The 21,145-nt window shown below is 45.4% G+C and carries 16 protein-coding genes; 4 read left to right on the top strand and 12 right to left on the bottom strand.

Annotated features, from left to right (window positions below; translation table 11 throughout):
* Window positions 1–166 precede the first annotated feature (166 nt).
* From R2S67_RS14795 to R2S67_RS14755, 9 genes are all read right to left on the bottom strand, one after another.
* Complete coding sequence (locus R2S67_RS14795) at window positions 167–820, bottom strand: riboflavin synthase (RefSeq protein WP_053811835.1); 654 nt, start codon at window positions 818–820, stop codon at window positions 167–169.
* An 8-nt stretch (window positions 821–828) separates the two neighbouring features.
* A complete protein-coding gene (ribD, locus tag R2S67_RS14790; RefSeq protein WP_074190969.1) occupies window positions 829–1,956 on the bottom strand; it encodes a bifunctional diaminohydroxyphosphoribosylaminopyrimidine deaminase/5-amino-6-(5-phosphoribosylamino)uracil reductase RibD in 1,128 nt (375 codons plus the stop codon).
* A gap of 7 nt (window positions 1,957–1,963) precedes the next feature.
* Window positions 1,964–2,413 carry a transcriptional regulator NrdR gene (gene nrdR / locus R2S67_RS14785; protein WP_005381578.1) on the bottom strand — a complete coding sequence of 150 codons (450 nt, stop codon included), beginning with the start codon at window positions 2,411–2,413 and terminating at the stop codon, window positions 1,964–1,966.
* Between the two features lie 206 nt (window positions 2,414–2,619).
* Window positions 2,620–3,870, bottom strand: a complete 1,251-nt coding sequence (locus R2S67_RS14780) for a glutamate-5-semialdehyde dehydrogenase (RefSeq protein ID WP_317345356.1) — start codon at window positions 3,868–3,870, stop codon at window positions 2,620–2,622.
* Window positions 3,871–3,887: 17 nt separating this feature from the next.
* The gene (gene proB / locus R2S67_RS14775; protein WP_005391413.1) at window positions 3,888–5,027 is read right to left on the bottom strand and encodes a glutamate 5-kinase; all 1,140 of its coding nucleotides are present in this window, start codon (window positions 5,025–5,027) and stop codon (window positions 3,888–3,890) included.
* A 121-nt stretch (window positions 5,028–5,148) separates the two neighbouring features.
* Window positions 5,149–5,538: a sigma factor-binding protein Crl gene (gene crl / locus R2S67_RS14770; RefSeq protein WP_005391414.1), complete on the bottom strand. Its 390-nt coding sequence runs from the start codon at window positions 5,536–5,538 to the stop codon at window positions 5,149–5,151.
* 115 nt (window positions 5,539–5,653) lie between these two features.
* On the bottom strand, window positions 5,654–6,901 hold the full coding sequence (gene frsA / locus R2S67_RS14765) for an esterase FrsA (RefSeq protein WP_005391416.1): 1,248 nt from the start codon (window positions 6,899–6,901) through the stop codon (window positions 5,654–5,656).
* 91 nt (window positions 6,902–6,992) lie between these two features.
* Window positions 6,993–7,457, bottom strand: a complete 465-nt coding sequence (gene tet(34), locus R2S67_RS14760; RefSeq protein ID WP_005391418.1) for an oxytetracycline resistance phosphoribosyltransferase domain-containing protein Tet(34) — start codon at window positions 7,455–7,457, stop codon at window positions 6,993–6,995.
* Window positions 7,458–7,722: 265 nt separating this feature from the next.
* Window positions 7,723–9,012 (bottom strand): NCS2 family permease, encoded by a 1,290-nt coding sequence (locus R2S67_RS14755; protein WP_150916378.1) that lies wholly within the window; start codon window positions 9,010–9,012, stop codon window positions 7,723–7,725.
* Window positions 9,013–10,037: 1,025 nt separating this feature from the next.
* Between R2S67_RS14755 and R2S67_RS14750 the strand changes: the two genes are divergently transcribed.
* Entirely contained in the window at window positions 10,038–11,510 is a 1,473-nt protein-coding gene (locus R2S67_RS14750) for an aminoacyl-histidine dipeptidase (RefSeq protein WP_317345352.1), read from the top strand.
* 62 nt (window positions 11,511–11,572) lie between these two features.
* On the opposite strand, the gene R2S67_RS14745 is transcribed toward R2S67_RS14750, so the two are convergent.
* Window positions 11,573–12,112, bottom strand: coding sequence for a DUF3332 domain-containing protein (locus R2S67_RS14745; protein ID WP_047010162.1), 540 nt, complete (start codon window positions 12,110–12,112; stop codon window positions 11,573–11,575).
* Between the two features lie 329 nt (window positions 12,113–12,441).
* Here R2S67_RS14745 and R2S67_RS14740 point away from each other — a divergent pair, with 329 nt between their 5' ends.
* The 3 genes from R2S67_RS14740 to R2S67_RS14730 all read left to right on the top strand — a co-directional run bounded on the left by R2S67_RS14740 (window position 12,442) and on the right by R2S67_RS14730 (window position 16,522).
* Window positions 12,442–13,509: a succinylglutamate desuccinylase/aspartoacylase family protein gene (locus R2S67_RS14740; RefSeq protein WP_005391426.1), complete on the top strand. Its 1,068-nt coding sequence runs from the start codon at window positions 12,442–12,444 to the stop codon at window positions 13,507–13,509.
* A 264-nt stretch (window positions 13,510–13,773) separates the two neighbouring features.
* Entirely contained in the window at window positions 13,774–15,960 is a 2,187-nt protein-coding gene (locus R2S67_RS14735; RefSeq protein WP_257897211.1) for a TonB-dependent receptor domain-containing protein, read from the top strand.
* A gap of 118 nt (window positions 15,961–16,078) precedes the next feature.
* Window positions 16,079–16,522, top strand: a complete 444-nt coding sequence (locus R2S67_RS14730) for a DNA-directed RNA polymerase subunit beta (RefSeq protein WP_317345349.1) — start codon at window positions 16,079–16,081, stop codon at window positions 16,520–16,522.
* Window positions 16,523–16,612: 90 nt separating this feature from the next.
* On the opposite strand, the gene R2S67_RS14725 is transcribed toward R2S67_RS14730, so the two are convergent.
* Both R2S67_RS14725 and purL read right to left on the bottom strand, forming a co-directional pair.
* Window positions 16,613–16,921 (bottom strand): DUF3622 domain-containing protein, encoded by a 309-nt coding sequence (locus R2S67_RS14725; protein ID WP_317345347.1) that lies wholly within the window; start codon window positions 16,919–16,921, stop codon window positions 16,613–16,615.
* 295 nt (window positions 16,922–17,216) lie between these two features.
* Entirely contained in the window at window positions 17,217–21,110 is a 3,894-nt protein-coding gene (purL, locus tag R2S67_RS14720; RefSeq protein WP_317345345.1) for a phosphoribosylformylglycinamidine synthase, read from the bottom strand.
* Window positions 21,111–21,145 lie beyond the last annotated feature (35 nt).

Genomic DNA, 21,145 nt, shown 5'->3' with positions numbered 1-21,145 from the left:
TTTCCCGTTATTCTAAATTTGTTATTGCGACAGCAATGAAAAATCATGTTGCAGTGAATGCTAGTTAGGTCAATAGTTTGAGCTTTGCACCAAGCAAGTCAATGAATCTCGCGGTGTTCTGTGAGTCTGCTCTTTATCGCATGCCTCACGCAGCCACTCCCAAGACTTATGCAAAACCGTTTTGCTGTAAAAAGTCCATCGTGATACGAGACTCGGCCTTATCTTCTTGCTGTCCTTGCAGTAAACGCTCCATATAACGAGCAAGTACATCAACTTCTAAGTTTACTTTACGTCCCACTTGAAACTGGTCAATCGTAGTTTCTTCACTCGTATGAGGAACGATCGTCAGCTTAAAAGCATTTTTACGTAAGTCGTTGACAGTTAGGCTAATACCATCAACGGTAATCGAGCCTTTCTCTGCGACGTACTTGCTAATTTCCGCAGGCATTGCAACCCAAAACTCTATCGCGCGGCCAACTAAATTGCGTTCGACAATTTCACCAACCCCATCGACATGGCCAGAAACGATATGTCCCCCCAATCGCGTTGTTGGTAACATGGCTTTTTCTAGATTCACCTTATCGCCTACTTGGTATTCAGCAAACCCAGTTTTCTTCAAGGTTTCTAATGACAGATCAGCACTGTAATAATGGCTTCCGAAGTCAACTACCGTTAAGCAAACACCATTGGTCGCGATGCTATCGCCTAACTTAACGTCTGACATATCAAGCGTCCCCGTTTCAACTGTGACGGTGATGTCTTCGCCCTTCGGCGTAATCGCAGCTAACTTGCCAACTGCTTCTACTATTCCTGTAAACATACTATTTCTTATCTAAGTTCTTTACGTTTGATGGTGGCAGTGATGCGAATGTCTACCCCAACCATACGAACGTCTGTAATGTTTAAATCTATGACGTCAGCCATAGCGCTTAACCCTAAAGCACCGATAAGCCCCCGACCATCGCTGCCCATGAGTTTTGGCGCAAGGTAAACAATGAGCTCATCTACAAGATTAGCCTTTATCATCGCACTCGCTAGCGTAGCTCCAGCTTCAACCCATAAGTGATTGATGTGGTGCTCATCCGAGATACGCTTTAATGTTGTTGATAAGTCAATTTGGTCAGCGCTGTCCAATAGAGGGATACAGTCTCCATCTGGGCTAACAATAACTCGCTCTCCATCGGTGTGGAACAGCTTGAGCGCATCCGTTAAATGGTTCTGACGGTCTAAGATTACACGTACTGGTTGACGAAGTTCTTCTCGTAAATACTGCGCTTGAACACTGGTAGGTAAGTCATCCCAACGCACATTGAGTGACGCATTATCATCAATCACCGTTTTGCTGGTAGAGAGAATGCCACCACTCATCGCTCGATAACGCTGCACATCTTGGCGGGCCGCAGGGGAGGTGATCCATTGGCTCTGCCCATTGCTGAGTGCGCTTTGCCCATCCAAACTGGCCGCCATTTTTAATTGAACAAACGGCATGCCTGTACGCATGTACTTTATAAAACCAGGGTTAAGGGCAAGGGCATCTCGCTCTAACAAGCCGATTTGTACTTCAACTCCAGCATCACGCAACATCTGGATGCCCCGCCCCGCAACTTTAGGGTTTGGGTCTACCATTGCGCAAACCACACGTGCCACTTTGGCTTTGATTAACCCTTCAGCACATGGCGGTGTACGGCCGTAATGAGAGCAAGGTTCTAGCGTCACATAAGCGGTTGCACCAACTGCTTTTTCACCCGCCATGCGCATCGCGTGCACTTCGGCATGCGGCTCACCAGCGCGATGGTGATAGCCCTCACCAACAATTTCTTCATCACGAACGATGACGCACCCCACATTTGGATTTGGTGCGGTGGTATAAATGCCACGTCTCGCTAACTTAATAGCTCGTGACATCATGGCGAAATCTAAATCAGAAAACGCTCTTTCAGGAGTGTGTTGAGTCATGAGCTACTCAGTCTTCTAGGCGGGCAATCTCTTCGCCAAACTCGCGAATGTCTTCAAAGCTGCGGTAAACTGAGGCGAAACGGATATAAGCGACCTTGTCGAGCTCTTTGAGTTGGTCCATGACTAAATTACCAATCATTTCACTCGGAACCTCTCGCTCACCCGTCGCACGCAGTTGTGATTTGATCATACTGATCGCTAACTCTATAGAATCAGCACTCACTGGGCGTTTCTCTAAAGCGCGTTGAATACCGCCAACCATTTTATCTTCATCAAATGGTTCACGGTTACCATTCGATTTGATCACTTTAGGCATCACTAACTCTGCGCTTTCAAACGTAGTGAAACGCTCGCTACATGCCAAGCACTGACGGCGACGTCGAACTTGATGGCCATCAGCCACTAAGCGGGAATCAATAACTTTGGTATCGTTCTCGGAACAAAAAGGACAATGCATATCACCTCCATATCTATACCCAAATAACCTCATGAGCAATCACGGCTAACCACGCGTTCATGGTTATACGGGCTCTATTAAAGCTATTTGGGTATAACGCTTTCAAACCGAAATAAAAGCTCATGTAGTGTAGCGGAATTGGTATGTTAGACAAAACAAAAAGGGGCCCAAAGGCCCCTTTTTCACTCAAGATCTCGTTGAATGTGTTAACTGCGTGCTAAGTAATTCGCTTTACCAACCCACTTGTAGCTAGTTAGCTCTTCTAAGCCCATTGGACCACGGGCATGTAGCTTTTGCGTGGATACTGCGACTTCTGCGCCAAGGCCAAATTGCGCACCGTCTGTAAAGCGCGTTGAAGCATTCACATAAACCGCCGCCGAACCGACAGAATTGATGAACAGTTCTGAGTTTTCCAAACTATTGGTCATGATCGCATCTGAGTGGCTCGCGTTATGAACACGCATATGATCAATGGCATCTTTCACATCAGACACGACTTTTACACCAAGGGTGTAGCTCAACCATTCCGTATCAAAGTCACCTTCAACAGCATCGCGAACTTGTTTCGCTTGCTCCATGAGTTCTTTTGCTTTTGGCTCTGCCACGAACGTCACTTTATCGTTCATGCGCTCTACGATCATTGGTAGGAATTGTGCTGCAATTTTTTCATGCACGAGCAGCGTATCTAATGAGTTACACGCAGATGGACGTTGAACTTTAGAGTTCTCAACCACATTCAGGGATTTATCTAGATCAGCGGATTCGTCGACAAAGATATGGCTGATACCAAAGCCGCCAATAATCACCGGAATCGTGCTGTTTTCTTTACACATTTTGTGTAGGCCAGCACCACCGCGTGGAATGATCATGTCGACGTAATCGTCCAGTTTAAGCAGTTGAGAGACTAGCTCACGATCTGGCTTTTCAATGTACTGAACCGAAGCGGCAGGAAGGTTCGCCTTTGCTAGCGCAGACTGAATAACCTTTACCAATTCCATATTCGAGAAAAATGTCTCTTTGCCGCCACGCAAAATGCTTGCGTTGCCGGTTTTCAAGCACAGCGCCGCAATATCAATAGTTACGTTAGGACGCGCTTCATAAATTACGCCCACAACACCCAGTGGTACGCGGCGGCGAGACAATGACATCCCATTTTCCAGTACCTTACTGTCGATTTCGCTGCCCACAGGATCGTTCAAGCTAATGACGTTGCGAACATCATTCGCAATTGCAGTCAATCGTTCTTCATTCAGCAAAAGGCGATCAAGCAGTGCGTCGGTTAAACCCGCTTCACGGCCAAGTTCGATGTCTTTAGCGTTTGCCGCCAAAATAGCAACGGAGTTTGCTTCTAGCTCATCAGCAATGATGGCTAATGCTTGGTTCTTCTGCGCAGTTGACGCTGTCGCTAATTCGAAAGCTGCATCTTTAGCAGCTTTACCCATATTCGTTAAATCCACTTTGCTTCCCTCTAATTCTATTCCTGAATGACGACCAAATCATCGCGGTGAATCACCTCAGAGCCATAATCATGCCCCAAAATAGAGATGATATCTTTACTGTGCTTGCCCGTAATTTTAGTTAGGTCATCACTTGAGTAGGCGCTTATGCCACGAGCCACCAACTTACCGTGAGAATTTGTTACACGCGCCACTTCGCCTCGTGCAAAGTCACCACTTACTTTGATTACCCCTTTAGCAAGTAGGCTACTGCCCTTACCGACCACAGCATTTACCGCACCGTCATCAATAATGATGTCGCCCGATGCCGCAGGTCCCGCCAGAATCCAGCGTTTACGGTTTTCTAAAGCTTCAGCGCAAGGTAGGAAGCGTGTGCCTTGTGGCTCTGCACTCAAAGAGTCAAAGATAACATTCGGTGCACTACCGGCAGCAATAATAACCTCGATACCAGCGCGGCGAGCGATGTCTGCGGCTTGCAGCTTCGTTGCCATACCGCCAGTACCCAATGTTGTACCACTTCCTCCTGCGATTTTACGCAGCGTATCGTCGATGGTTTTTACTTCCTTGATCAACTCTGCGTTTGGGTCTTTACGAGGGTCAGCAGTAAACAGACCTTTTTGGTCAGTTAAAAGCAAGAGCTTATCTGCGCCACACAAAATGCCCACCAAAGCGGAAAGGTTGTCGTTATCGCCCACTTTAATCTCACTGGTCGCAACGGCATCATTTTCGTTTACGATAGGAATAATATCGTTCGCAACGAGCGCATTGATGGTGTCACGTGCGTTTAAGAATCGCTCGCGATCTTCTAAATCAGCACGAGTTAGTAGCATTTGGCCGATCTTGATGCCGTAAATACCAAACAAAGACTCCCATGTTTGAATCAAGCGACTTTGACCCACCGCCGCAAGTAATTGTTTACTCGCCATCTCGTTGGGCAATGCGGGGTAACCAAGATGCTCACGGCCTGCTGCAATAGCACCAGACGAAACCATTACCACTGAATGGCCTTGTTTTTTAAGCTCAGCACACTGGCGCGCTAACTCAACCATGTGAGCACGGTCGAGTGCCAGAGTACCGCCTGTCAGCACACTTGTACCCAGTTTCACAACGACAGTTTGTGGTTGTGAAACAACTGCATTTTGTTGATTCGTTGTCATGATGTCTTCTGAAGTGAAAAACAAATAAAGAGAGGATGTTTTAACAATCAAAGAGGGAATTAACAAGAGAAAAGGTGCGTTTTCGCACCTTTTTGTTTGGTATTAAATGAAAACAACCAAATTAAGCGAAATCGAAAGACTCCGTGTGATATTCGACTTCTAATTTGAAGTGTTCTTCTAAAGTATCAACCAGCTTTTGATGGAATGTGCTCTGCGTCAGATACACTTCCTCTACCGCTTTTTTAGGCAGGGCTTCAGATACCCATTGCCCTTCTTTGTTGTACTTGCCGATATGATATTTGGCAGTAAAGCCTCCTTCGATGGATTCTAAATCCATCCACCAGCCCCAAAATTCACGCTTCTCAGGCGATTTTTTGTCGTCTACACAAACAGATAGACAATCAAAATAATAGCGCCCTTCTTGCGATTGTGGTTCGCGCAGGTAAGGCCCTATCGCCTTCAACTTTGACATCAAGCGAAAGTGAGTCGGGCCCTGAGTCGTCTCTGACATATGAATCTCCGTTTTCATAGTTAAAAGTAAACACCCAAGAATGATTATTATTTTTAATTATCATGAGCTTATTTTTTGCTCAGATATATCACTTTTAACTAATTTAGGAGAATTGTCACCCTAATAATTCATCTTCTAGCCACTTTATGGCTAAATCGAGGGATTGCTCATATCCTTTTGTAATCGTTTTGGAACTGATTTTTTTCGCTCTGCCATACTGGCTAAACAGCGCGACGAGTTGGTTATCACTGTGTGGAGACACCGGATCGCCTTCAAGGCTCAAAGCTAAAATAGGTACTTTAGTTTTTCTACTGCTCAAGAAGCCCTGAACCTTCAATGACCAGGCCATCATCTGGCCCGCCATGCTATTAATATCAACCGCGCTTTTCCCTAAGCGAGAAGCCAACAGATCCAGATACATCTTCGGCATTTTTTGCAGCTTCTCAGGGGAAGTAAAAATATCATGTACGGGTGCGCCGAGGGCTACACAAGCTTTGATCTTCTCTTGCTCAACAAAAGAGAGTCGGATCATGGCATTACCACCAAAACGAAATCCAACTAACCCCACTTTGTGATGATCCACCCAAGGCAATGAATACAGCTCATTTAGTACCGCTTGGTGCAGGCAGCTTGAGTTCTCAGTCAAAGGCCAGTGAGAACTGTGCCCCACCGAAGGCATGTCGACCGTCAACATTGCAATATCTCGTGGTGCAAGATGATTGCGGAACAAACGCCACATGTCGGTTTGTAACGTATCGAGACCAGCGCTCACCATCACCACAGGCAGTTGTTTGTCGGTTCTTGGCAAATGAAGGTTCGCGATGATTTTGCGATTTTGGTAAGGCACTTCAATTTGCTTGATGGTGTACTTGGTCTTCTCTGCGCCGTCAGAGTACGCTTTGTTTGCCAGCACTTGAGCCTGCAAGGCCAAATTATCATTCTTCAGATGTGGGTAGCCTGCGATACTAAAACATAGAGATGCAGTGAAGAGTTCATCGGCGGCCTCCTCACCTTGCATTTCATTTGAACGCTTCTGATGCTCCATGCCGAGCTTAATCCACTCAAATGTCCAGTTGCCGTTGTGGTATCCCATTACGGTGTCTAACCAATCATCATTGGTTCGAGAGTGGGAAGAAGAAGCGATTTTAGAAAGCACACCTTCCATCTCTATCGGAGACAACCCTTGCCAAGCCCATTGCAAGCGGCGCAAATGACGATACCAAGCACGATCACCCTGCGCCTCTCGCTCATCAAGTATTTTTTGACTGGTCGGCATGTACTGGGTAAGCGCAGAGGTTTCTTTTGCTTGCTTATGTTTCACGAACAAAGTTTCGGAAAGATTTTTACTGACGTCTTCAGACATAGGAAGAACCTTAGGCTATTAGCATGAGTTATTATGATAATAAAAAAAATGCCCCTATACAGGGGCATTTCTCAATATTCTTTAATAGCGTTTATTTTTGCTTGCGGTTTACAGGCTCAGCGTACTGGATTGACATATCCCAAGGTTGTTCAATCCAAGTGTCTTGCGCGATATCTACCACATAATCATCTAGCAACGCTTTGCCTGAAGGTTTTGCACACACAGCGATCATCTTCGCTTTTGGATACATCTCACGTAGTTTGCGCGCCGTATCACCACTGTCTACTAGGTCTTCAACGATTAGGTAACCTTCACCATCGCCTTCAGGTGCTTTTAGTACCGTCATATCGCGCTGATGATCATGGTCGTAGCTTGAAATACAGATTGTATCAACGTAACGAATACCCAGTTCACGAGCCAAGATAGCGCCAGGAACCAAACCACCGCGGCTTACCGCCCAAATCCCTTTCCATTGCTCAGCTGGCATTTGTTTTTCAGCCAGTTCACGGCAGTAAGTCTGCATTGCATCCCAAGTGATAATGAATTTTTTACTCATTGTAATAACCTAATAATTTGAAAATATGCATCCTCAAAATCTAGTGAACTCACTCAAAAGCGGAATGCTCACTGACCTCTCCAAAAACGTATGGAGATGAGGATTTCAAGCTGCGCAAACGATTATTCTACCGAAACACACCGCTAATACCAACGGTGATATCAAAATTCTCTGCCTATTCCGCAGAAAAACCGTCTTAAGTGAACAACGTGAAAAAAGAAAAAGCCAGCGTGAATAAATCCACACTGGCTTTTTGCTCGAGAAATTAACCGACGAGGTATTTGACGATGAAGATGGCAGACATCACCCACACACTCATCGACACTTCACGGCCCTTGCCGCTGAATAATTTGATCGCCGAGTACGCGATAAAGCCTAACGTAATACCCTCTGCAATCGAGAACGTTAATGGCATCACCAAACAAGTCACAACAACTGGTGATGCTTCCGTTAGGTCACGCCAATCAATGCTTACTAGCCCAGACAACATCAAAATCGCGACATAGAACAGAGCGCCCGATGTTGCGTAAGCTGGGATCATTCCTGCTAGTGGTGAGAACAATAGAGCAAGTAGGAAGAGCACACCAACAACCACGGCTGTTAGACCAGTACGACCACCAGCCGCCACACCAGAAACACTCTCAATGTAAGATGTGGTGTTTGAGGTACCAAGTAGTGCACCTACTGACGTTGCTGTTGAGTCTGCAAGTAACGCTTTGTTTAAACGCGGGATGTTGCCATTCTCATCCGTGAGGCCTGCTTTTTGAGAAACGCCAACTAGCGTACCTGCGGTATCAAACAAATCGACAAATAGGAAAGCGAACACAACGGAAATCATGCCAACTTCAAACAAACCAGAGAAATCCAGTTGCATGAAAGTTGGTGCAATGCTTGGTGGCGTAGACATAATGCCGCCCCACTGCACATCACCAAATAGAAGGCCAAGCGCTGTAACACCAAGAATGGCGATCATCACCGCACCTTTCACACCACGGTGAACAAGCGCGATAGTAAGGAAGAAACCAATCGCAGCCAATACAGATGGCAATGATGTGATGTCTCCCATAGAAACTAATGTCGCAGGGTTATCAACGACGATGCCTGCATTTTTTAATGCGATAAATGCTAAGAAAAGACCGATACCGGCTGAAATACCAGTTCGAAGAGAATGCGGGATCGAGTTAATAATCCACTCACGGATCTTAAATATACTCAAAAGAATAAACAGCAGGCCTGAAACAAACACCGCCGCTAACGCAACTTGCCACGTATAGCCCATTCCCAACACAACAGAGTAAGTGAAAAATGCGTTCAGTCCCATTCCTGGTGCTTGTGCAATTGGGTAGTTGGCAACAAATCCCATGATGAAACAGCCGATAGCGGCCGCAAGACAAGTTGCAACAAAAATGGCACCACGGTCCATACCGGTATCCGACAGGATCGCTGGGTTTACAAAAATAATGTAAGCCATGGTTAGGAAGGTGGTAACACCTGCAATGATCTCAGTGCGCACATTTGTGCCATTGTCACTGAGCTTAAAAAGCCTCTCGAGCATGATCGAATCCTGTAAAGGTAAAAAGTAAACGGTTGCGTAATCGATTGGCGGGAATTATAAAGTTATCAAATAGCAAATTCTAGATAGAATCTTCACTCTAATGCGATTTTTTTCTTTGGATATGAAACCCATTCGCTAATTCTTAAAAGCAAAACAGAAAATATATTCTTATAAAACAACAATTAATAATTATTGCTCAGAACCCAACAACAGAATAAAAACTGAACAATGTACTAAACTTTCAAATAGAAACTGGGCGTTTTAAGCGTCATATCTAGGTGGATTTGACGGGAAAGTCGATAAAACTGAAGAACGGAGAATAGAATCCAGCCTTGATGGCAGAAAATATGTCAGAAAGAGAAAGTGGAGATAAAAAAACGCCACCCAATTTGGGTGGCGGCGAATCATGTCAGCACTATCACTGAAAAAAAATTCCAATTTATAGGGGTGAACAAACTGTTCGAGTCACATGCGTTGACTTCACTTAGTAGCCAAAGCTTGTTGGGTATACAAAGTTGCCGGTGTAAACAGACTTGCTATTCCAGAACATTGTACTTGGTAAACCTTTCATAACTATCACCTTTTAAATCAATTAAACATTCGTTGATTTCTCGGTTCCTTGGAGGCGATAAAACGGACTCATCCTTTGAGCATTTCATTCTTCTCTCAGAAGCTGGTTACAAATATACCACCAAGAAATTTAATTACAAGCATTTTAGTGATTAAAATCACAAAAAATGTATAAATTGACCTTTATCAAAGTTTAACTGTAATTAAATTACAGTTTTGTGAATTAAAAAATAAAGCCACTTTCAGAATGTATGATAAAGAACACATAGTGCCTGTTATTGTGTTCACAAACTGTGACAGTTCTGAGAGAAATCCTTGTGCACGCGACTACTCGTACTCCTTATCTGGTGGTATGCTAAACGGCAATTTGAAGGCCAAATCGTCTAGCATTTAATGCTATCTCGACAATATTTTTACGTTATATATTTGGCAAAGCACATCAAAAGGAGTCCTCCGTGTCTGAGTTCCATTCTGAGATCAGTACCTTATCACCTGCTCCACTTTGGCAGTTTTTCGATAAGATTTGTTCTATCCCTCACCCATCTAAACATGAAGAAGCATTAGCACAGTACATTATCAACTGGGCAACAGAGCAAGGCTTTGACGTTCGCCGTGATCCAACCGGTAACGTGTTCATCAAAAAGCCCGCGACACCTGGAATGGAAAACAAGAAGGCTGTTGTACTTCAAGCACACATCGACATGGTGCCGCAGAAAAACGAAGACACCGAACACGACTTCACCAAAGATCCAATCCAACCTTACATCGATGGCGAATGGGTAACGGCGAAAGGCACGACGCTTGGTGCAGATAACGGGATTGGTATGGCTTCTTGCCTTGCTGTATTGGCATCTAAAGACATTAAGCACGGCCCAATCGAAGTTCTGCTGACGATTGATGAAGAAGCAGGCATGACTGGCGCATTTGGTCTTGAGGCTGGTTGGTTAGAAGGTGAGATCCTTCTCAACACAGACTCTGAACAAGAAGGCGAAGTCTACATGGGTTGTGCTGGTGGTGTTGATGGCACCATGACTTTCGATATTTCTCGAGAAGCAACACCTGCAGGTTTCGTGACATGTCAACTAACGCTGAAAGGCCTAAAAGGTGGTCACTCAGGTTGTGACATTCACACAGGTCGCGGTAATGCCAACAAATTACTTGGTCGTTTCCTCGCGGGTCATGCGCAAGAGCTTGATTTACGTTTGGTAGAATTCCGTGGTGGTAGCTTACGTAATGCAATCCCTCGCGAAGCGTTTGTCACTGTCGCTCTTCCTGCTGAAAACCAAGACAAACTTGCAGAGTTGTTCGATCACTACATTGATCTGCTTAAAACTGAGCTGGGTAAAATCGAAACAGGTATCGTAACCTTTAATGAAGTGCTCACGACTGACGCACAAGTATTTTCAATCGCCGATCAGCAACGCTTCATTGCGGCACTTAACGCTTGTCCAAACGGAGTAATGCGTATGAGTGATGAGGTGGAAGGCGTTGTTGAAACTTCTCTAAATGTTGGTGTGATCAGCACAGAAGAAAATAAAGTCACCGTGCTTTGCTTGATTCGTTCTCTCATTGACTCTGGCCGCAGCCAAGTTGAGAGTATGCTACGTTCAATTGCTGAATTAGCAGGCGCACAAATTCAGTTCTCAGGTGCTTACCCTGGCTGGAAGCCAGATGCAGATTCCGAGATCATGGCAATTTTCCGTGATATGTATGAAGGCATTTACGGTCATAAGCCGAACATCATGGTCATCCATGCTGGTCTTGAGTGTGGCCTGTTTAAAGAACCATACCCACACATGGATATGGTTTCTTTCGGTCCAACAATAAAATTCCCTCACTCACCAGATGAGAAAGTGAAGATTGATACCGTCCAGCTGTACTGGGACCAAATGGTAGCGCTTCTAGAGGCAATTCCCGAGAAAGCGTAATTCAACCACGAAAAACGACAAAGGGTGCTTTACGGCACCCTTTTTTGTTTGGCTGGACCAAATTACACGCGATTTTGCGTATAAGCAGCTAGCTCATCCATTGAGGTTTGTGCAACGACTTCGCCATCAATGTAGTAAGTGACAAACTCACCATCGCGCACACCCATGAGTGTCGCCTTCTCGCCGTTATTGTAAGTAATATCCATTTGAACAGTATTCTCATCGATTTGCTGCATTCGACCCTGCTCAATAACACGGTTATTCGCTAACGGTGCAATTGGCGCAGTCGTTAACGATTTATCTAACTGGTGGTTTACATCGATGTAAGTATCCATCTTTGTATCGAAGATATGTGGCTTACCATTTAAAGGGTTCTTACCCGTCCAAAACTCTAGAGAGTTAAACACGATGTAGTCCGCTGCGATTGCGACACCATAAACAGGTGCTAAAAGCATGTTTAGACCACCTCGAGCGTAACGGTTATCTACAGCTTTCAAGTTAAACCCCATGACATAACCTGTCACGGCATTACTGCCAACGCAACCTGAAAGTGAAACTGCTACAGCAGTCAATGCACCAATTTTAGCAATTGCCTTTTTCATCAAAACCTCTAGTTAGAAATGTTAGACCTCAAATTCGGCGCGGATATTATCGGATAAAAAGTAGGGTTAAAAGTCCGTTTTTTTGTCCTTCATTATCAGTATTATTTTTAATACAGTCACATTTTTTAAGCCTATGATTGCTCTTCCTTCTGTACCTCTCGTTATGTATTAAACTGATAGAAAAGATCATATTGAAAACAAAAACTTCACACATGCTGAGGTTTCGCGCATGACGATTAAAGTAATTTGTCGTGTCCTTAATGAGAATGATTAGTGCGATTTTGCAGCAATTGTTACATTGCTGATAACGCATTTGACAGAGATGGTTTATGGCCAGAAGTAAAAAAAGCAAAGTGTTTGAGCTCTTAGGGCATCAAATACAACCAGGACAACGATTAGAGATCGAATTTGAAGCAGCGAAGCTATACACACATTCGCCTTTATCTATTCCTGTGGAAATCATCCATGGGAAACAAGAAGGGCCTGTGTTGATGGTGAATGCTGCTATCCATGGTGATGAGCTTAATGGCGTAGAAATCGTTCGTCAGATCATTAACCAACTGGATCCACAAAAACTGAAAGGCACTGTCATTGCAGTACCTATCGTTAACGTTTTTGGTTTCATCCATAAATCACGTTACTTGCCCGATCGACGAGATCTCAACCGTTGTTTTCCTGGCAGTGAAAAAGGCGCGCTTGCATCTCGAATGGCACACGGGTTCTTTAACAACATTGCCAAGCGTTGTGACTACATTTTGGATCTGCACACCGGGGCCATTCACCGCACGAACTTGCCACAGATTCGCGCAAACTTAAGCAACCCAGAAACTCTGCGTATTGCTCAGGCGTTTGCGACGCCAGTGATTGTTGACTCAGCATTGCGTGATGGCTCTTTACGCAGTGAAGCAGAAAAATGTGATATCCCCGTGCTCACCTACGAGGCTGGCGAAGCATTGCGTTTTGATCCACTTTCGATCAGCGCTGGTGTACTCGGGGTTCGGCGCGTAATGCAAGCCATTGGTATGTTGCGTGCGAGCAGGAAAAAGCTGCCAGAGCCTATCATAGCGAAGTCCACCAGCTGGGTTCGTGCGTCAGGTAACGGTATTTTGCGTACTGTCGTTAATCTGGGAGACAAAGTGGAACAGGGTGAAACGCTCGCCTATATCAGCTCTCCTCTTGGACATGATGAGGTAGAGCTCAAAGCGCCTAAGCGTGGCTTGGTGATCGGTCAACAAACTTTGCCACTGGTTAATGAAGGCGATGCGATCTTCCACCTTGCTTACTTCAACCAAGGTGATGATTCGGTAGAACAAGCCGTTGAAAGTTACATTGAAGGACTGACCGAGTTCGATGTCGAGCCACTGACTACCGGACAGATCCCGTTAGAAACTCAGTAATTCCTACCAAGTACGCACTTGATTAGCTCGAAAGGAGCAACAGTGCTCGCACCATTTTGTTTAAAAGCCAATGAGCTCAGCGTCCATGATGCTGGGCTTTTTGTTTTCTGTAAGCTAACGATACTCATCGTAGTTTCCACGAATGGATAAAAAACTTTACAAGCCATCGCAAAAACACATTTGATAATTAATCTCATTATCATTTATTAATCGTAATAATGTTCTTATAATCCGAGCTTCATAAAAACACTATAAATCATCAATATGAAACGATTAAAAAGTCATCCATTCAAAGTAAATCTCATTTCACTGACTTTGCTCTTCCCTCTTTATTCATATGCCGAGACAACGCCAAATGAAGAGCTTGAAGTCATCGGTGTGCGTTATGCCAAACCTATTACCATTGCAGAGCCTGCGCAAACCACCATTAATTGGTCAGAGATTGAAGAGCAACAGTACTCCAATTTTGCCTCAATGATCGATGCTGTTCCGGGCGCATCATTAGATGGCGGCGGCCGTTCCGGCGGCGAACGTATTAATATTCGTGGTTTTGATGATCCAAGCGATATCGCCGTATTTGTCGATGGCGCTCCCATTGGCTTTCAACAATACCGCTACGGAACTTTCTTTTTTGATCCGTTCTTGATTGGTGAAGCAGAAATTATCAAGGGCGCGCACGACTATCGAGCACTCAACGGAAAGTTTGGTGGCTCAATTCGTATTAAAACCAAGAGTGTCGATGACCTACTGTACGGCAATAGAAACTTTGGTGCTCGCATCTCAAGTGCATATAACACCAACGGCGATGAGAATGCCTACACGCTAACACTCTATGGTAAAAACGATGCTGGTTTTTATTTTCTAGCGAATGGCTCTGTAAAAGATTCTGATGACATTAAAGTTGGTGGTGGTGAAACGCTGGATTACTCAGGTTATGAGCAAGAAAACATGCTCGTAAAAGTCGGTTATGAAAACAACGATCACGAGTTTGAAATTAGCCACACTCGCTACAAAGATGAAGGTCGTAAACCTTGGGCTAACCGCCGCGGAAAAATGCCTAACATCACTGAGTACAACATCAAGAAATACGGATCATTAGAAAAAGCCAAATACGCATACACCGTCGATAATAAATACACGGATAACACCACGACCATCTCTTACCACTACATGCCGACTAACCCGTATATTGATTTCAATATCAAAATGGCACGTTCTGAAAACGATCGTCACTGGGTTCGCCCTGACGTGGCATTCGAGAAAATGTTCGTTTCTGTTGGCAGTTACGGTCACGAGTCTTGGCTGAGTTACGAGCGTGACTATGCTGATGTGTTTAACCAAGCGCAGTTCGGAGACCACACTCTAGTGACAGGGCTTCAATATCAAAAAACCGATAGAGACTCATTAGTATTCAACGCATCATACGACAGTAATGAAGCCAAAAACTACGGTTGGTATACCCCTTACTACGAACCATCTGGCACTCAGTCAATTTATGCGGCTTACATTGCTGATCACTATCAAGCAACAGACCGTCTAACCATCACACCTTCTCTGCGTTACGAATACATCAAGAGTGAAGGAAAAGGGAACGCCGCGCCAGATTATAATGATCCAGCCGCCGGACATGACTACGGTGAAACGACGCATAAAGGCTTTAGCCCACGTTTGGATATCGACTTTGATGCGACCAATAATACGCGTTTAAACGCCTCCTACGCCTACGCTTTAAAAGCACCAACCGTTGATAACATCTACTCAGTGCAATATGCGCGAGCTACCGCTACGGCTACTGCTTTGAATCTGGACGTGTCTCGTATCCATGCTTATCAAGCAAGCGTTATCAACTTAACGGAAGGGCTGGTGAACTCTCGCGATAACCTCGCAACAGAGTTAACTTTGTTCTATAACGATGTTAGCGACACAGTTGATATACGAACGGGCGAAAACCTCGACAAAAATACTACTGAGTTACAAAGCTGGAATACAAACCTAGATGGCTTTAAAAACTACGGCTTTGAGCTAATTTCACAATACCGGATTGAAGATTTCTACAGTAATTTCTCAGCAAGTTACATTCGCGGCAAAAACAAAGGCAGTTTATCTGACTCTACAGGTTCAGATGATGATCACCCTGATGTGCCACCATTAAACATTAATCTGGGTTTAGGTTACGAATGGATTCCGGGTTTACGTACGGGCTGGGAAGTCCGTTGGTATGATGCGCAAACCAAAACCAAGGCAAGTGGCAACAATTTAAAAGTGAAATCGCCAAGTGAGCAATACACGCTACAAAACGCTTACGTGGTTTGGGAAATACAACAAGTCGAAGGCTTGAGTGTTGGCGCTGTTGTGAAAAACTTAACCGATCGTTACTACGAAGCATACCTATCTAATGGCGTGCCTTCGCCTGGTCGCGAAGTCAAACTGCACCTCACTTATCAATACTAACCATACCTAAAAGATGCAGGGCAGACATTAACTGCCCTGCTGTTTCTTAACGAACAACCATAATTGCACACCGTTTTATTTATCAGTACTATCATTTCTTTTTGCTTGCATACACACTATGAACAACTTAAAAACATTGTTTCTTCTTGCTTGCTTCGTTCCAGCAAGTCAAAGCCTGGCACAGACTTCTGAGAGCATTGCTGACTACTTACAAGAGCTGAGTCAGCACCAGGTTATTGAGGATCATTACGCACAACCAACAACAAATAATCTGAATCTAGACGCCAAAGCAAACGCGTTAACTTGGCATGAAGATGGAAAGCCGGATCACTGTCGTTACGCCAAGCAGCCTAAAGACGTCGCAACGCATTTCGACTACGGTGAAGCAAACGATCTATCTGACGGATTGCAACACTTTGATTTACCAGAGAGGCACTCGGCAAAGGGCAAGTCAACACATCGCACTTATGCTAATAACCCTCACCTTCTTCCTGGCAATAAACAATTTGCAGCCCCTGAAGACGGTACGTTTAGTCTGTCAGTATCTTCGGATTGTTTTTAAGTCGATACAATAAAAAATGCCCTGAGACAAAGCTCAGGGCATTTTCACTTTTTGTTTGATGGGTGACGTCACCATCTCACCGACTTGAATCTATTCTTCGTCAGCGTCTACTTCAGCGTCACGTGCTTTGCGGGCTTCTTCTTTACGAACTTTTGCCGCTAGTTGTTCTGCTTCACGCTCTTGACGTTGCGCTGCTTTACGCTCGTTACGAACCACTTGGTTTTGGATAAAACCAGCCAGTTCTTGTTCAGCCCAAGCTTGTGCTTTCTCTTCGCTGTCAAAGCCAGTTTCACGCTTTGATACTACAGTCTTACGAGATGTCACTTGGCGAGTGATTTCTGCGCTCCAGCCGCTACGTTTTTCAGTGACGCGGATAGCAAATTTTGGATTCTTAGACATTTCTTTCATTTCCTAAGGGATTTAGGGATCAATCAGGGATTCGGTCAACTTGATAACTCCATCTAAGCTGAGCTGTTTAACACCATCCCTTGGTAAGCGCGGTATTAGAGCATAAAAGTAATCTAAACGCTGCAAGTTTTTTATGCGAGATAATAGATGACAAAGAAGAGACAGAACAAAGCAACGTTTCGCCTAGTCACGAGAAAGATCGACGAAGAAAAAAGAGTGATAAGAAAAAAGAAAGCGCTGGTCTCTCAACCAACGCTTTACTTAAGCTAGATTAACCTTTGGTTAATTAACCGATATTCTTACGGGCATTTTGGAACATACGCATCCAAGCGCCATTTTCACCCCAACCTTCCGGAGCCCAAGAGTTTGCAACTGTGCGGAATACGCGCTCTGGGTGAGGCATCATGATAGTTACGCGACCGTCTGCTGTTGTTAAACCGGTAATCGCGTTTGGCGAACCGTTCGGGTTGTTCGGGTATTGTTGTGTTGGGTTACCGAGGTTATCCACGTAACGAACCGCAACCGTACCTGATGCCTCGATCGCTGCTAGGTGCTCTGCATCACGTACTTCTACACGCCCTTCTCCGTGGGAAACCGCGATTGGCATGCGCGAACCTGCCATACCGTCGAAGAATACAGAATCAGATTTCTGAACTTCAACTAGGCTAAAGCGCGCTTCAAAACGCTCAGATTCGTTACGAACAAAACGTGGCCACAAGTCTGCACCCGGGATAAGTTCTTTCAGGTTAGAAAGCATCTGACAACCGTTACATACACCTAAAGAGAACGTCTCTTTACGGTTGAAGAACGCTTGGAACTGTTCACGAGCTTGTGCGTTAAACAGGATAGACTTAGCCCAGCCTTCACCCGCACCTAGTACGTCGCCGTAAGAGAAGCCACCACAAGCTACTATGCCATGGTATTCATCCAGAACGGCTTGACCCGTTAGGATATCACTCATATGAATGTCGGTTGCTTCAAAACCTGCGCGGTCAAACGCTGCTGCCATTTCAACGTGGGAGTTAACACCCTGCTCACGTAGAATCGCCATCTTAGGCTTCGCACCTTTTGCAATGTAAGGCGCTGCAACGTCTTCATTTACGTCGAAGCTGAGCTTAACGTTTAAACCTGGGTCTGAATTGTCTTTCTTCGCTTCAAACTCTTGGTCTGCACATGCTGGGTTATCGCGTAGCGCCTGCATCTTATGCGTTGTTTCAGCCCAGATAACGCGTAGTTCGGTACGTGAACGTTCAAGCACAACTGCATCACCAGAAGTGATAATAAAGTCGTCTGAAGCTTCAACAGAACCAATCACATGTGAACATGCCTCTAAACCGTTTGCCGCCAGAGTAGATAGAACTGAATCCAGATCATCATTCTTAACTTGAACAACCGCACCTAGCTCTTCGTTAAATAGAACGGCTAGCGCATCGTCACCCAGTTCTGCGATGTTCGCTTTTACGCCACAGTGACCCGCGAACGCCATCTCAGCCAGTGTTACAAACAGACCGCCGTCGCCTTTATCGTGGTAAGCCACTAGCTTGTCATCACGTACTAACGCTTGCATTGCATCAAAGAAGCCTTTTAGCTGCTCTGCGTTATCTACGTCAGCAGGTTTATCACCAAGCTGTTTGTATACTTGTGCCAATGCTGTCGCACCTAAGCGGTTTTTGCCGTTACCCAAGTCAACAAGAACTAGAGAAGTATCGCCTTTGTCAGTGCGTAGTTGTGGAGTCACGGTCTTACGTACGTCTTCCACACGACCAAATGCCGTGATAACTAGCGACAGTGGAGAAGTGACTTCTTTACTCTCGCCGTTCTCTTCCCACTTGGTTTTCATCGACATGGAGTCTTTACCAACTGGGATCGTCAAACCTAATGCAGGACAGAGCTCTTCACCCACCGCTTTGACTGCTTCATAAAGACCAGCATCTTCACCAGGGTGACCCGCTGGCGACATCCAGTTCGCAGACAGTTTAATGTGTTTAATATCACCGATGTCTGTTGCCGCAATGTTCGTTAGTGACTCACCAACCGCTAGGCGAGCCGATGCACCAAAGTCTAGTAATGCCACTGGCGTGCGCTCACCCATCGACATTGCTTCGCCGTGGTAAGTGTCATAGCTTGCCGCTGTTACTGCACAGTTTGCTACTGGTACCTGCCAAGGGCCAACCATTTGATCACGAGCAACCAGACCCGTTACTGTTCGGTCACCGATAGTAATTAGGAATGTTTTTTCTGCAACCGCAGGAAGACGAAGTACGCGATCCACCGCTTCATTAAGCTCAATACCATCACGAACAATGGCAGGGCTTTCCACCTTTAGTGTGGTTGCGTCGCGGTGCATCTTCGGTGGCTTACCAAGCAGGATATCCATTGGCATATCGATTGGCGTATTGTCGAAGTAAGAATCTTCTAGCGTTAGATGACGCTCTTCAGTTGCCACACCCACCACTGCATATGGTGCGCGTTCACGCTTACAGATTGCATCGAATGCTTCCATGTTTTCTGGCGCTACCGCAAGAACGTAACGTTCCTGTGATTCATTACACCAAATTTCTAGCGGACTCATGCCCGGCTCATCGTTTGGTACATCGCGTAATTGGAACTTACCGCCACGCTCACCGTCGTCGACAAGTTCAGGCAATGCGTTAGAGATACCGCCCGCACCCACATCGTGGATAAATGCGATTGGGTTGTCGTCGCCTAGCTGCCAACAACGGTCGATCACTTCCTGACAGCGACGCTCCATCTCTGGGTTTTCACGCTGTACTGAAGCAAAGTCCAGATCTTCTGCTGACTGACCAGATGCCATCGAAGACGCCGCACCACCACCAAGACCGATGTTCATTGCCGGACCACCAAGTACGATTAAACTCGCACCCACTGGAATTTCTTTCTTCTGCACGTGTTCGTCACGAATGTTACCCATACCACCAGCAATCATGATTGGTTTGTGGTAACCACGGATTTCTTCACCCGCGTGAGAGGTCACTTTTTCTTCGTAAGTACGGAAGTAACCCAATAGATTTGGACGACCAAATTCGTTGTTGAATGCCGCGCCGCCTAGAGGACCTTCAAGCATGATGTCTAGCGCGTTAACAATACGACCTGGCTTGCCAAAGTCGGTTTCCCACGGCTGTTCAAAACCAGGAATACGTAAGTTAGAGGTTGTAAAACCAACCAGACCCGCTTTTGGCTTACCGCCGATACCCGTCGCACCTTCGTCACGGATCTCACCGCCTGAACCAGTCGATGCGCCCGGCCATGGAGAGATTGCCGTTGGGTGGTTGTGCGTCTCTACCTTCATCAAGATGTGTGCATCTTCATGGTGGTAAGTATATTGGCGTGATTTTGGATCTGGGAAGAAACGACCCGCTTTAGAACCCGTCATAACGGCCGCGTTGTCTTTGTATGCAGACAGTACATAGTCAGGTGTCGTTTCGAACGTGTTTTTGATCATTTTGAACAGAGACTTAGGTTGATCTACCCCGTCGATAGTCCAATCTGCGTTAAAAATTTTGTGGCGACAGTGCTCCGAGTTCGCCTGAGCAAACATCATCAATTCAATGTCGTTTGGGTTACGCCCAAGCTTAGTAAAGTTCTCTACCAAGTAATCAATTTCATCTTCTGCGAGTGCCAAGCCTAGGGAAACGTTTGCTTCTTCAAGCGCAAGACGACCGCCCGCTAAGATATCAACATGCGCCACTGGCTTAGGCTCAGCGACTGTAAACAGCGCTGACGCAGCTTCAAATTCTGTAAATACCGTTTCCATCATGCGGTCATGAATTAACGCTTTGACAGCGCCAACTTGAGCTTCTGATAGAACAACTGAAGATTCGACATAATAAGCCGTACCGCGCTCTAGACGTTTCACTTTATCCAAGCCACAGTTAACAGCGATATCGGTAGATTTAGAAGACCAAGGCGAGATAGTGCCTGGACGAGGCGTAACAAGAAGTAGAAGACCTTCTGGCTCATGCTCTTCGATGGTTGGGCCGTAAGTTAGTAACTTTTCAAGTTTTTCTAACTCTTGGTCATCAAGGTCAGACTTTAGATCGGCAAAGTGCATAAACTCGGCATAAATGCCAGTTACAGGCAGATCTTGTTCACGACAAAGTTCCAGTAGTTTATTAACACGAAACTCAGAAAGAGCTGGGGAGCCACGCAAAATTCTCATGTGCTTAGGTCTCTTATGCAATTGATTAAGGTGAT

Origin of the sequence: Vibrio sp. T13N (assembly GCF_032970445.1) — a bacterium.
Taxonomy (GTDB): domain Bacteria; phylum Pseudomonadota; class Gammaproteobacteria; order Enterobacterales; family Vibrionaceae; genus Vibrio; species Vibrio diabolicus.
Note: the sequence above shows the minus strand (reverse complement) of the source record. Positions and strands in the feature narration are given on the sequence as shown.

Excerpts from the sequence above, each read along its gene's own strand:
- nrdR (WP_005381578.1), bottom strand. The coding sequence starts at position 2,413 with ATGCATTGTCCTTTTTGTTCCGAGAACGATACCAAAGTTATTGATTCC.
- purL (WP_317345345.1), bottom strand. The coding sequence starts at position 21,110 with ATGAGAATTTTGCGTGGCTCCCCAGCTCTTTCTGAGTTTCGTGTTAAT.
- frsA (WP_005391416.1), bottom strand. The coding sequence starts at position 6,901 with ATGTCTGAAGACGTCAGTAAAAATCTTTCCGAAACTTTGTTCGTGAAA.
- R2S67_RS14745 (WP_047010162.1), bottom strand. The coding sequence starts at position 12,112 with ATGAAAAAGGCAATTGCTAAAATTGGTGCATTGACTGCTGTAGCAGTT.
- R2S67_RS14795 (WP_053811835.1), bottom strand. The coding sequence starts at position 820 with ATGTTTACAGGAATAGTAGAAGCAGTTGGCAAGTTAGCTGCGATTACG.
- R2S67_RS14755 (WP_150916378.1), bottom strand. The coding sequence starts at position 9,012 with ATGCTCGAGAGGCTTTTTAAGCTCAGTGACAATGGCACAAATGTGCGC.
- crl (WP_005391414.1), bottom strand. The coding sequence starts at position 5,538 with ATGTCAGAGACGACTCAGGGCCCGACTCACTTTCGCTTGATGTCAAAG.
- R2S67_RS14725 (WP_317345347.1), bottom strand. The coding sequence starts at position 16,921 with ATGTCTAAGAATCCAAAATTTGCTATCCGCGTCACTGAAAAACGTAGC.
- R2S67_RS14735 (WP_257897211.1), top strand. The coding sequence starts at position 13,774 with ATGAAACGATTAAAAAGTCATCCATTCAAAGTAAATCTCATTTCACTG.
- proB (WP_005391413.1), bottom strand. The coding sequence starts at position 5,027 with ATGACAACGAATCAACAAAATGCAGTTGTTTCACAACCACAAACTGTC.
- R2S67_RS14730 (WP_317345349.1), top strand. The coding sequence starts at position 16,079 with ATGAACAACTTAAAAACATTGTTTCTTCTTGCTTGCTTCGTTCCAGCA.
- R2S67_RS14740 (WP_005391426.1), top strand. The coding sequence starts at position 12,442 with ATGGCCAGAAGTAAAAAAAGCAAAGTGTTTGAGCTCTTAGGGCATCAA.
- ribD (WP_074190969.1), bottom strand. The coding sequence starts at position 1,956 with ATGACTCAACACACTCCTGAAAGAGCGTTTTCTGATTTAGATTTCGCC.